Consider the following 12440-nt stretch of genomic DNA (forward strand, 5'->3'; position numbering starts at 1 on the left):
GACAATAAATAATCCAAAGGCACCGAACACCGCGTAAATGCGCGAGATCTGCGTCAAAAATTCGGGGAACAAGGTCACAGGACCCTGCAACCACCCGGAAATCAGTGAGGTCAGCGGGTGCAATAGCGGACCAAAAAGGCTCACCACCGCCAAAAAGATGGCTAAATAAGACGCGGCAGCCCGGGCGCGATCGCGTTGATGCACCCGGGCTGCGGCAGAAATATTACTACTGGTCATAGCGGTAGTATCGCACCGGTTGGACCCGGTACGCGGCACCGCGAAGGTTATTTACGTCCCACAAACCAGTCTTGGAGCTTGTCGATCCGTGCCTGGAGCTGATCAACGGTAGCTTGCGGCACCGCCGGACCACCACAGACGCTGCGCAACTTATTGTGCACCTGCCCGTGCGGCATCCCGGTGCGCGAGGCCCACGCGGACACGTTCTTCGACAGCTTCGAGCGCAAATCCATCATCCGCCGATGATCACTGACCGGTGCCGGCTTCGTGGCGCCACGGTTAATCTGCTTATTTTGCTGCTCACGCAACAGCGCGGAGACCTGCTCGGTATCGAGCAGGCCAGGGATCCCCAAGAAGCCGAGCTCCTCGTCGCTACCCAGCTCGGCGCCGGTACCAAATTCACCGCCGTCAAAGAGCACCCGGTCAAAGGCCGCCTGAGAATTCAGCGCCTCAAACTTGGATTTGTTCAGCTCATCGCTGGCCTTCTCCTCGCGGTTAGCCTCCTCCAAAAACGCGTCATCCAACCCGTCTTCGAGCTTGTCCCCCGCGCGGTCCAGCGCATGGTCGCGTTCAACTTCCATCTCGTTGGCCAGCGCCATCAGCACCGGTACCGAGGGCAAGAACACGCTGGCGACCTCGCCGCGCTTGCGGCTACGCACAAAACGTCCGACCGCCTGAGCGAAGAACAACGGCGTCGAGGTGCTCGTCGCATACACACCCACACACAGCCGGGGCACGTCCACGCCCTCAGAAACCATGCGTACCGCCACCATCCAACGCGAATCGGAGGCCGCAAATTCGTCGATTTTCTGCGAGGCTTTGGGGTCATCAGAGAGGATCGTGGTGACCTTCTCGCCACAAATCGCCTCTAGCTGCGTGGCATAACCGCGCGCATCCTCATGGTCGGTGGCGATCACCAGGGCGCCGGCGTCCTTCACGGTACGCCGCACCTCGGAAAGCCGCCGATCCGCGGCGCGCAGCACCGAGGGAATCCAATCCCCATGCGGGTCTAGCGCGGTACGCCAGGCGTGCGCGGTGACGTCCTTGGTAAATCCGGCGCCCAGCTCGGCTTCCATCTCTTCGCCCGCGGCGGTACGCCAACGCATCGCCCCGGAATAGGCCATAAAGAGCACTGGGCGGACCACATTATCCTTCAGCGCCTTGCCGTAACCGTAGGAGTAATCCGCGGTCGATCGACGAATCCCGTCGCCCTCATCAACATACTGCACAAAAGGAATCGGAGCGGCGTCCGAGCGGAACGGCGTACCGGTCAGCGCAAGCCGGCGGGTAGCCGGTTCAAAGGCCTCACGAATACCGTCGCCCCAGGACAGCGCGTCCCCGGCGTGGTGCACCTCGTCCATGATCACCAGCGTGCGAGCACCTTCGGTTTTTGCCCGGTGCACCGCAGGCTTCTGCGCAACCTGCGCATAGGTCACCACCACCCCCAGATAATGCGAGCCGTGCCGACCATCGGAGTTCTTATAATTGGGGTCCAGCGAGATTCCCACGCGCGCCGCCGCATCGGCCCACTGCTTTTTCAGGTGGTCCGTGGGCGCGACGACGATCAGCCGGTTGATCTTGCCCGAATCCACCAGCACCTTCGCCAGGCGCAGCGCAAAGGTAGTTTTACCCGCGCCGGGGGTCGCCACGGCCATAAAGTCCCGTGGTTCGGTATCAAAGTATTTGGCCAGCGCCTCGGCCTGCCAGGCGCGAAGTTTCGGCCCGGTCCCCCAGGCCGCCCGTTCCGGGTATGCCGGCGGGAGCTTGTCTTCCAGTGGAAGCTTGTCACCAAAGTCAAAAAGTGTCTCGGTCATATACCTTTTCCCGAACGTGCCTGCTGCTTGCCGTATTACCTAGTGCTTAGCGCAGCAATTTAGCCCATCAGGGTTTCGTAAATTTCCTTGCATTCGGGGCATACCGGGAACTTCTTCGGGTCCCGCCCCGGGGTCCATACCTTGCCGCACAGCGCGATCACCGGCTCGCCGGACATCGCCGACTCCATGATCTTTTCCTTCTGCACGTAGTGTGCAAAGCGCTCATGATCTCCGGCTTCGACACTTTGACTCGTGTCTGTGCGCTCGATCGTTGCCGTTCCGCCACGGGTTTCCTCAGACTGTTCCACCATGGCTTCAAGTCTAGTACGCATTGCCCGCCGCGGGCACCTCAAACGGTGGGAGCTTATCCACACACGCTACCCCTTGACCAGTCCCCCTCCTCCTTGCCCAACATCTTTCCTCGCAGCAAACCCCACGCCACAATTATCGGTACTACCAGCACCTTTACCCACCCCAACTCTCCTACCGCCGATCCCCACCAACCACCGCCACCGCCCGCCCCACACGCTCCCCGACGCTAACAAATGTTCGATCCAACCGGGTGTGTCCGCACTTATCCACAGTCGGTTCGCACCCCCACCTACCCGGCCCACCCTTCCGCGCATACTCAAATCATGAACACCACCGCCGGGGCCACCCTCACCGAACTGCACACGACGCTCACCGAGCTCACCGCAGCCACCGGCGAGCCAGAAAACCTCACCGGACAAACCCTGCGCACCCTGGCCACCACCGGCACCGCACTGTTCACCTTCCTGCGCCACCATCTGGCAGACACCACCGATCCCCGCCTCGCCCTAGAGCTCGCCACCACCGGCCAACACCTCGAAGATGAAGCAGCCCGGATCCGTGTCACCGGCGCCGACCGGATCGCCGCCACCAACGCCCACACCCTGGATGAATCAGAACTCGACACGCTACGCACCACCGCCCCTGACACCAGCCGCCAGGCGCACCGTTGTGCTGGTAAAGCAAGCTTCCAAACCCCGGCCGCACTGTTAGCTTCTTGGACTCATATCCCGTTTGGTGAAGCGAACAAACTCATCGGCGACGCCAGTGATCTTATTAGCCGCCGCGATATGGCTGGCAACCAGCTCCCACCACGCTTTGAACACCTCGCCACGTTATTCACCACCCCTGGCCCGGAACAATCACCGGCACTGCACCCATCGGTGGTGCGTGAGACCAGTCAGAAACTCGCCAAACGCGAACCGAAAGATCAAACCTTTGACGGGGTCCGCACCGAGCCGACGTTGTTTCATGCCGACGGCCGCCCGGTCGAAGAACACGCAGCCAACCTGTTATCTGCCGGGCAGAGTGTCTCCGAAATGAACAAGCAGGTCAAAGAACTGATCACTACCGCCAGCACCACTGCGGGCACGGCGACTTCTTCCTCGTTGCGCCGTGGGTTCTTCCCGTTGCCGATTAAGAACGAGTTCACCCGCGAGTTTTTACTGCGGGTCACCACGGTGGAGGGTGAGTATTTTGATTCGTTGGCGGCGCATGCAGCTAACGGACGCACCCGTGCGGGAGCGCAGGCTAGGGTCAACCGGCAGCCACAGGCCGGCACGGTTGATGAGTCGGCTAGTGCTACGGACTCTTCCTCTGCTGAGCAAGCTATTGCCGAACCCGCCCCCGCACCCGCTGAGCCAACCGCCACACCAGAACCAGCAACAGCAAACGACGTAATTGAGCCAACGGTCCCAACCGAACCCAGCATCTTGGATTTCTTACCCGAAGGGGCGTTGGAGGAAGCAATCTGGGAACCAGAAACAACCGAACCCCCAGCGACGGTCCCCGAACGAGCGCTCAACGCGTTGATGGACCTCCTCACCACCATCCCCACGACCGGGGGTGGTAGCCAACGGATCAGACCTGAAGTCCTGGTGCATTTGAAGCTCGAAAATTTGCAGGACCTCGCCTCCGGAGATGCCCGCACCGCCCACGGAGTGAAACTTCCGCCCGGGGATTTGAGACGGTTGTTATGCGAAGCAGATATCATCCCGGCAGTGTTCAATTCGAAAAGTGAACTGCTTGACTATGGTCGAGCTCAACGGTTGGTGCCGGAGAAACTCAAACGCGCCGTGCTCGCGCGTGATCATGGGTGTATTGTGCCTGGTTGTACCGAGCCACCGGAGAAAATTGAGTTTCACCATATTGATCCGTGGTGGATGGGCGGCGAAACGAAGCTGATCAATTTGGCTGGGCTGTGCCGGGGTGCGCATATGGATGCTGATTCGGGTCGGATCAAGATTGTGGTGGTTGATGGGTTGCCGCACGTGATTTTGCCGAAGCATATTGACCCGCAACAGTTACCGCGGCGTAATACTTACTGGGATTGACTGCCGATCGGGGCACAGCCCTGTCCATCCGCGCCACCCCGCAGTCGAAACGGCTCAGACAAAACGCCTTTCAAACGCGACGACGCCCGCAACCCTCGAACCAAATTTTCTCCGGTCCGAACGTTGCGGGCGTTGCCGCTGGATGCTGCTAGCGGTTGATCATCACCGACTGCATCAGCTCAGGCGCACGCTGATCCATGGTCCTGCCGCCAATTCGGATGCCAAAGGACAGCATCAGCGAACCGGTAATCAGTCCGACGGCCAGGGTGATGTACCCGGCCAACGTTGAATGCATAACCCAACCGGTGACGTACGGAACCAGCGTCGGAATCAACAGCACACCCATAATGCCGAAGGTCGCCAGCTGGGTGACCGCAACGCGTGCCCCGCTTCCCGGAGGAGTTTTCATCGGGTTATCCCCCGGCAACGGTACCGCGTAGGTGTAGCGGGCCGAGGCGATCGAGGAAACACCCAGCGCAATCAGGAACGCGCCCAGCGAAAGCCCCAAGTCCCCGGGAATGCGCCACGGCTGGCCGGTCAGCGCGGCAGGAAGTACCGCGGCCAAAATCAGCGGCACGATCACCAGCACGAAGCAGGCCATCACGCGTCCCAAACGATCGGCCTTGCCCGAGACGCCGGTGAGCACATGCAACGCAAAGGCGGTGTTGTCATAAGACACATCGGCGGAGATCGCAAACCCCATCAGGATGCCGATCATCGGTCCCAACAACAGCATCATCGTGTAGCTACCGGTAGATCCACCGGCAAAGTAGAAGATCACCGGCAACATCGGCACCATGATCACGCTCAGTGCGTAGCGCGGGTCCTTGAACCAATAGGTCAGGGCGCGAGCGGCCACCGCACCGGCGGGTGTAGCCGGGGTGAGTTTGAAGAAGCCCAAGCCTTTGGCGCTCGACGCACGCTGCGCCGCAGGAGGGGTCACCGTCGCCTTACCGGTAGCCCGGGTGAGCAAGAAGTACAGTCCGATCAGGTACACCAGAGCTAGGCCGGCATACATCGCAGTCATGCCCATCTCCCCGGCAGCCAACGCGCCGGGCACCGCAGCAAAAGCACCCAAGGGGGTGTAGCCGAGCACCGCGGAAATCGGCACCAACACTTCAAAGATAGATTCCGCGTTTGAGCCGATGGTACTGAAGATCGGCCCCAGGCCAACCAGCAATAAGAACAACAAGGCAAAGGACAATTCGCGGAAGCGTCGCTTGCCACGCAGCGCGGTGGCCACGATCGTCAGGTACTGACAGGCGAACATTGCCATCAGCCAGGTACCCACCGCACAGAGCAGCCCGACCACGAACACCGCCGGGTCAAGCCGCCAGATCGTGGAGAACCCTAGGGCGGCGAGCAGCGTCAACGCCGCCGGGATGGAGATGAACCCGGCCAGGATCAGCCCGCGCGCCAATGTCTTTTCTTCGATCCCAAAGTGCACAAAGCGCTGTGGTTCAAGGGTTAGATCCACACCGGTAATCAACGGCGGAATCACCGCCCAGCCCAGCACGATCACCGATCCGGCCAGAATAGCTACCCAGCCGCGCAGATCACTTTGGTCGGCGGTAAACCAGCCGGCCAGCGAAAGCATCACCACGATCCCTAGCGCGTAGAGCCCACCGATGATCACGCCCACCAGTTGCCAGGGGCTTCGTTTAAACCCGTTGCCTAGCAGTCGTAACTTCAGCCTTAGGAGGTGCGCAACCATGACAGCCCTTCGCTGGTTCCGCGCCCGCCGACCAGATCCACAAAGCGATCTTCGAGGCTCATGCCGTCGCGTACCTCGTCCACCGATCCGGAGGCTTTAAGCATGCCGCCGTCGATGACCGCCACGTGCGAGCACATCCGCTGCACCAGGTCCATCACGTGGCTGGAGACGATCACGGTGCCGCCAAAGGACACATAGTCATTGAGGATGTCGCGGATATTCGCCGCCGACACCGGGTCCACCGCCTCGAAAGGCTCATCGAGCACCAGCAGCTTCGGTGAGTGAATCATCGCGGTCGCCAGGGAAATCTTCTTTGTCATACCTGCGGAGTAGTCTACGACGAGCTTGTCGCCGTCCTCGCCGAGGTCCATCACGCGTAGCAAATCTTCGGTGCGCGTGGCCACTTCCTCGCGATCCATGCCGCGCAGCAGTCCGGCATAGGTCACCAGCTGCCGTCCGGTCAGCCGGTCAAACTGACGTACCCCATCGGCAAGTACGCCTAGCGTAGCCTTGGCCTCGTGTGGAGCGGCCCAGATATCTACGCCGTTGACTAGTGCACTTCCCTGGTCCGGGCGTAGCAACCCGGTGGCCATCGATAACATCGTGGTTTTACCCGCCCCGTTGGGTCCGACCAGTCCGTAAAAGGATCCGGTGGGCACCTGAAGGCTGACGTTATTCACCGCCACCTTGTCGCCAAACTGCTTGGCAAGATTTCTAATTTCGAGCGCCATGCTATTCATGTTTCGAGACTATCAATCGCCCAAGTCAACTCGCATCATCCTTTGGAGTTAATCTCGAAGCCCAGCGCTCTGCTAGGGCGGAGCCCAATCGATGGGGATGCCACGTCAGGGCGCAAAAAAGGCGACCGGCCACATCAGCTAAAAATGTGGCCGGTCGCCTCTACGACGGGTAAAGCTGCACGGGTTAGAAGAGCACGCGAGATAATTTCTGGCGCGAAGCTGCCACGCGCGGATCGGCGTTGCCGATCACCGCATACAGTTCAATCAACCGACGACGCACACGCTCACGGTCCTCATCGGCCAGTCGGGAAATCAACGTAACCAACCGCGCGAAGGCGTCTTCCACATGCCCGCCGACCAAATCCAGGTCGGCAACGTTGAGCTGCATGTCAAGATCATCGGGGTTCGCTGCCGCCGCGGCGCGCGAATCGTTCAAATCAAGATTTGCCGTACGCGAAAGCAAACGCACCTGATACACGCCCACCTGCGCGTCGTGATCATTAGGCTTTTCGGCCAAAGCTTCGAGGTATGCGGCCTCCGCGGCCGCATAATCACCGGCGTCGATCGCATCCACCGCCTTCTGATGCAACGGCGGCAGTTCTGCTTCGCCGCTGTCACCGGAGAACGCCGGAACGCTCCCGCCAAGCCCCTGCTGCGTCGCCAGTTCGGCCAGCTGGTTGAGCACCTGGTCGATCTGTTCGGCAGCTGCCGGACCTTGGAACAAAGGCACCGGCTGCCCGTTGACCAGCGCGATCACCATCGGGATCTGCTCGGCGTTGAAGGCCTTAGCGATATTTGGGTACTTCTCCGCGTCGACCACACCGAGCACCATCTTGCCGGCACGGCGATCGACGAGGGTTTTGAGCGCAGCATCAAGATCGACCGAAACCTGCACGCGCGGCGAGCCCAGGGAGACGATCGCCGGAACCCGCTGAGACAGGGCAACAAACGGCTGGAACGCGGCCTCATCAAGGTTCATCGTCCAGCTGGCAACTGTCGCAGCCGCGCTATCTGACTCGGTGGCCTGTGGCCCGGAACTTGCCAGCGCGCCGAGGTCGATGGCTCCGCGCGCGGAAGGGATATGTGGTTCAGTCATTAGTTTTCCTCCACCTGCTTGACGCTCAGCAACGAAACCTCGCTGGCGACCAGCTGAATCTTGTCGTCGTTACCGGATGCGGGGATGTACATCATCACCGGTTCGGCGTACGTGATCTCTACGTTACCGTTTGAGGTGCTCGATCCAAGCAGCTTCTTGGTCAGCTCGTCGGCGCTCTCCAATGGGTCGGCATCCTCGGTGCGTTCAAAGACTGCCTTCTGGTTCAGTCGACCGGTGACGATCGCCCCGCCATCGGGAGTGGAAACCACTTGGGTGTCCTTATCGGTGACCGTGCGCGAGTACTTCACCTTCGCCTCCTTGGCATCCTTCTGCTCGGTCTTCTGCCCGGAGTGGATCGCCTTAATAAATTCGGATTCCGCGAAGTTGTCCTTGTGCTTGGACTTTTCGTTGGTCAGCACGTCGGCCAGCTGCGTCAGCGCGTCTTTTGGCTTCACCTTCAGCCCCTCGGCATTGGCGTCGAGCTGCGTCACCGATGGGTCACCGACCGCAATCCCGGGGAAGGTTGAGTTCGGCAGCATCTGCGCCGCGAAGGTGAGCTTGTAGTTATCCCGGGCACTGTTCTGTTGCAGGGTCAACGCGATTGGCAAGGTGGCCGGATCGGAATCCTTCGCGGTCACCACGGTGATCACGCGCGGGAACTTCGCCTCGGAGCTATTAGGCACCGCGGCCGAACGAATGACCGAGGTCTTCAGCGCCAGTGGCTTAGCGATCTTGATCTTGTCGTTGAGGATGTCGTAACGCTTGGTGCGCAGGTCCTTAAAGGCACCGGAGGCGCGCGAGTCCAAATCCTTCTTGGTGTTCTTCTCGTCGGCCTTGCCGATCTGCTTCTCCACGTCGCTGAGCACGCGCTGCAGCTGTTCTTCGGTGAGTACCGGGTAGCTCGGCTTTTCCTCCGCAGTAGATTCCGAAGGTTTTGCCGAGGCCGACGCAGATTCAGAGGCCGACGCAGATTCAGAGGCTTTTGGCGAGTCCGATGGCTTATCGCTGGTCGGCGCCATCGGTACGCTAATTCCGCTCACCGCGAGGGCCAGCACCGCGGCAACCGCGAGCGAATTCTGCTTCGTCGGTCCGTTCTTAGTATTTGCTACCGCGGTTTCTGCCCGACGCCCGGAGTTAGCCGATTTAGCCGGCTTGATCACGCGCATCACCAGCAGTGCCACACCGAGTACCAACAGCAGTGCACCGATGATGATCAGTGGCAACGCCCATGGCATGGCGTCATCGTTGGCGTAGGTCACCGAGATCTCACTGGGCGCCGCCTTGGTGCCGTCGGCTGCCAGCAGCAGCGACCAGTCACCGTCATCCGGGGCGGTCCAGCGGTAGGTCATCGTGCCGTCGGCCTTCTGCGAATCGAAGAACAGGTCATCTCCTGCGGGGTTCGGAGTCTTCTTCTCCCCATCGATGCGCTCGGCGATCAGCTGATGATTTTCGCGATCCACACCGGTCAGCTCCACGTGGGCAGCGTCGCCCACCCAGGCTTCCACGTCATAACTGCGCGCCAGCGAGGCGGTAAATTCGCCCTTGCCGGTGATCACCAGTTCCACCGGTTCGGAGCCCGGGTTCTGCACCGAGGGTTGAATAACCGTCAGCGGTGACTCTTCCTTAAACTCTGGCATGCTTGCGGTGACCGTTTCGGGCGGGGCCCAAAAGGTCTTCTGTCCGATGCCTACTACCAGGGCAATTGCCCCCAGTAGGATCGCGATCACGGAGATAACTTTTCGCACGACTTCACCTATTCGCCAACGGTCACAGCTGTTCTTTCACAAGTCTAACGAGTCCTTAGCCCCAATGGTTCCGAGAACAGACTGTGAACTGCCTCAAATGCACATGTCGGGGTGTCATAGAGCACTTTGTCACGCTCGCCGAGCGGTATGCTCAGTGCCATGGACAGTAATCAGTCGCCCGATCAGCGCGGCGATGCGGCAAAGCACCACGCCGCACAAAGCCCGGCCAGCGAACCGGCACACCCCACACAGTCCGCCACACCCTCCGGGCAGCCGCCAATCCCCAAAGCTAGCGGCCCGGCGCCCGGCTCACCTCACACATCCCCGGCCACCGGCGCGCATTCCCACGGCTCATCACCGCGGCCCGCAGCCGAGGCAGATCCCGAAGATCCCGCCGAGAGTCGTTCTGCCACTACCCGCTGGGCGCGTCGGCTCTCGCGCACGGTCAACTCACTGTTCAAAGCCCCGAACCACCCCGGTGCACTTGATGAACTACCCGAGAGCGAAACCGATACTCCCCAGCCGATCCCAGCGTTACACCCGATCTCCATGGGATTTCTTGGCACCATCGGCGTCGGCATCGCGCTGGCCGGCTACTACCTGCTGACAAATGTCGGCTCGCTGATCACCTGGATTTCGATCGCGCTGTTCATCGCACTGGGCCTCGACCCGGTGGTGCGCTTCCTGATGCGCCGCGGGCTGAACCGTCCGCTGGCGGTGACCAGCACAATGGTGGGCCTGCTCGCAATTTTTGGCGGCTTCATGGCGCTGATCATTCCTACCCTGATCGCGCAGATCACCCAATTCATCTCCCGCGCCCCGGAGATCGTGGATAACTTCTTAAACAGTGCCTGGGTCAAGCAAATCGACGCGCAATACGCGGTCTCGTCGCGCATTAATACCGAGGTGGAACGCTTCTTTGGCGATTCCGGCGCGGTCACCAATGTATTCGGTGGCGTCTTGGGCGTGTCGCAGACCGTCGCGCAGTCGATGTTCGGGGTGCTGATCGTGCTGGTGTTGGCGATCTACTTCCTCGCCTCGCTGCCGGGCATGATGTCTTTCTCGCTGCGCCTGGTCCCGCGTTCCAAGCGCAACCGCGCCGATCAGATCATCACGCGCATCACCCGCTCGGTGGGTAATTATGTGATGGGTCAGGCCAGCGTCGCGGTGCTCAACGCCCTGGTCGCGCTTATTTTGATGACACTGCTGAAGGTCCCCTTTGCGGCCTTGCTGACCTTATTGGTCGCGATGCTCGCCTTCATTCCGCTGGTCGGAGCGGTGATCGCCGGGGTCTTGGTCACCCTGGTCACGCTCACCCTAGGCTGGCAAACTGCGCTGATCTACGCGATCTGCTACTTCGGTTACCTCCAGGTCGAGGCGTACTTCATCTCCCCGCGCATTATGAACAAGGCGGTCGCGGTCCCCGGCGCGGTCGCGGTGATCTCGGTAATCGCCGGCGGCACACTGGTGGGCATCACCGGCGCGCTGATGGCCATTCCGGTCGCCGCCAGCGCCATGATTTTGCTGCGTGAGGTGTTCATCGCCCGCCAAGACCGCCTTTAATGTCCGATCCGTGCGCACACCGGGCACATCTCAGTACCGGTAGGAGCGCGATTCCCAGCAGTTCGGATGCCAATGCCGACGGTTTCCGGCCGCCGCCTCATCACCGGACCAATGATCGGCCCGCCAGGTCACCAGGTGAGCCACCCCGGGGGTAATCGGCCGATGACAGCCCGGGCAGGTATAGGTTTTTTGCGCGTTCAGCGGGGAAACCTTGCGCACATGCCACTGCCCATCGGGAGCATCTTGCAACTTTGCCACCCCGTAGCGGGCGCGCTGCATCCAGTCATCTTCCGCGCCCTGATCACGGGTTGGCCCCGCGGATCGCGACCTGGATTTTGCGGCGGGTCCGCTGGAGCGGCGTGGACGGTTCGAGCGTGGCATGCCTTTAATCATGCCGTATCGCCGGCCTCGCAGACGAACTGCGCGCAGATCGGGTCGCAAACCTCGCCGGCTTAGCGGTAGGCTTGATCGCGTGCGTTTAGTGGTTGCAAAGTGTTCAGTAGATTACGAGGGCCGTCTTCGAGCCCACCTCCCCCTAGCTACCCGGCTGATTATGGTCAAGGCCGATGGTTCGGTGTTGATCCACTCCGACGGCGGCAGTTACAAGCCGCTGAACTGGATGAATCCGCCGCTGGTATTACGTGAGGCGAGTCCCGATGAGGACGCCGCCGCACTTGGCGCGCTCAGCGTCTGGAACGTCTCCAGCGCGAAGACCGATGACAATCTGACCATTTACTTCCACTCCATCGAACACGATTCGGCCCACGAGTTGGGGACCGACCCGGGGCTGATCAAAGATGGTGTGGAGGCCGATCTGCAACGCCTGCTGGCCGAACAGATCGAACTTTTGGGCACCGGGCACCGGCTGGTACGCCGCGAATATATGACCGCGATCGGCCCGGTAGACATCCTGGCCCGCGATGCTTCGGGCGCCGCGGTGGCCGTGGAGCTTAAACGCCGCGGCGACATCGACGGGGTGGAACAACTCACCCGGTACCTAGAACTGCTCAACCGCGACCCGCTGCTCAAGCCGGTCACCGGAGTCTTCGCCGCCCAGCAGATCAAACCACAGGCGCGCACCTTGGCCGAGGACCGCGGAATCCGCTGCCTGACCCTAGATTACGATGCAATGCGCGGAATCGATGACTCTTCGGGCAGACTCTTCTAA

General features: G+C 60.9%; 10 protein-coding genes. 3 read left to right on the plus strand and 7 right to left on the minus strand.

The window, feature by feature from the left end; genetic code table 11:
• Positions 1 to 284: 284 nt before the first annotated feature.
• Together IEX04_RS14185 and IEX04_RS14190 are read right to left on the minus strand one after the other, a co-directional pair.
• Positions 285 to 2051 (minus strand): DEAD/DEAH box helicase, encoded by a 1767-nt coding sequence (locus tag IEX04_RS14185; RefSeq protein ID WP_096256362.1) that lies wholly within the window; start codon positions 2049 to 2051, stop codon positions 285 to 287.
• Positions 2052 to 2110: 59 nt separating this feature from the next.
• Positions 2111 to 2383 (minus strand): DUF3039 domain-containing protein, encoded by a 273-nt coding sequence (locus IEX04_RS14190; protein ID WP_229677163.1) that lies wholly within the window; start codon positions 2381 to 2383, stop codon positions 2111 to 2113.
• 213 nt (positions 2384 to 2596) lie between these two features.
• Here IEX04_RS14190 and IEX04_RS14195 point away from each other — a divergent pair, with 213 nt between their 5' ends.
• Entirely contained in the window at positions 2597 to 4414 is a 1818-nt protein-coding gene (locus IEX04_RS14195) for an HNH endonuclease signature motif containing protein (RefSeq protein WP_229677164.1), read from the plus strand.
• A 148-nt stretch (positions 4415 to 4562) separates the two neighbouring features.
• Here the strand turns inward: IEX04_RS14195 and IEX04_RS14200 are convergent, their stop codons facing one another.
• From IEX04_RS14200 to IEX04_RS14215, 4 genes are all read right to left on the minus strand, one after another.
• The gene (locus IEX04_RS14200) at positions 4563 to 6128 is read right to left on the minus strand and encodes a transporter (RefSeq protein WP_188686537.1); all 1566 of its coding nucleotides are present in this window, start codon (positions 6126 to 6128) and stop codon (positions 4563 to 4565) included.
• Positions 6110 to 6868 carry an ABC transporter ATP-binding protein gene (locus tag IEX04_RS14205; RefSeq protein ID WP_096256453.1) on the minus strand — a complete coding sequence of 253 codons (759 nt, stop codon included), beginning with the start codon at positions 6866 to 6868 and terminating at the stop codon, positions 6110 to 6112. Before IEX04_RS14205 ends, IEX04_RS14200 begins: the two co-directional genes overlap by 19 nt.
• 184 nt (positions 6869 to 7052) lie before the next feature.
• On the minus strand, positions 7053 to 7964 hold the full coding sequence (locus IEX04_RS14210) for a co-chaperone YbbN (RefSeq protein WP_096256452.1): 912 nt from the start codon (positions 7962 to 7964) through the stop codon (positions 7053 to 7055).
• On the minus strand, positions 7964 to 9709 hold the full coding sequence (locus tag IEX04_RS14215) for a hypothetical protein (protein ID WP_188686540.1): 1746 nt from the start codon (positions 9707 to 9709) through the stop codon (positions 7964 to 7966). The genes IEX04_RS14210 and IEX04_RS14215 overlap by 1 nt, the downstream gene beginning before the upstream one ends.
• Before the next feature lie 159 nt (positions 9710 to 9868).
• On the opposite strand from IEX04_RS14215, the gene IEX04_RS14220 reads away from it, so the two are divergent.
• On the plus strand, positions 9869 to 11272 hold the full coding sequence (locus IEX04_RS14220) for an AI-2E family transporter (protein WP_229677165.1): 1404 nt from the start codon (positions 9869 to 9871) through the stop codon (positions 11270 to 11272).
• Between the two features lie 30 nt (positions 11273 to 11302).
• On the opposite strand, the gene IEX04_RS14225 is transcribed toward IEX04_RS14220, so the two are convergent.
• Positions 11303 to 11653 (minus strand): Rv1322 family protein, encoded by a 351-nt coding sequence (locus tag IEX04_RS14225; protein WP_096256450.1) that lies wholly within the window; start codon positions 11651 to 11653, stop codon positions 11303 to 11305.
• A 91-nt stretch (positions 11654 to 11744) separates the two neighbouring features.
• Between IEX04_RS14225 and nucS the strand changes: the two genes are divergently transcribed.
• Positions 11745 to 12440 (plus strand): endonuclease NucS, encoded by a 696-nt coding sequence (gene nucS, locus IEX04_RS14230; RefSeq protein WP_188686543.1) that lies wholly within the window; start codon positions 11745 to 11747, stop codon positions 12438 to 12440.

The organism is Glutamicibacter ardleyensis (assembly GCF_014644555.1).
Classification (GTDB): domain Bacteria; phylum Actinomycetota; class Actinomycetes; order Actinomycetales; family Micrococcaceae; genus Glutamicibacter; species Glutamicibacter bergerei.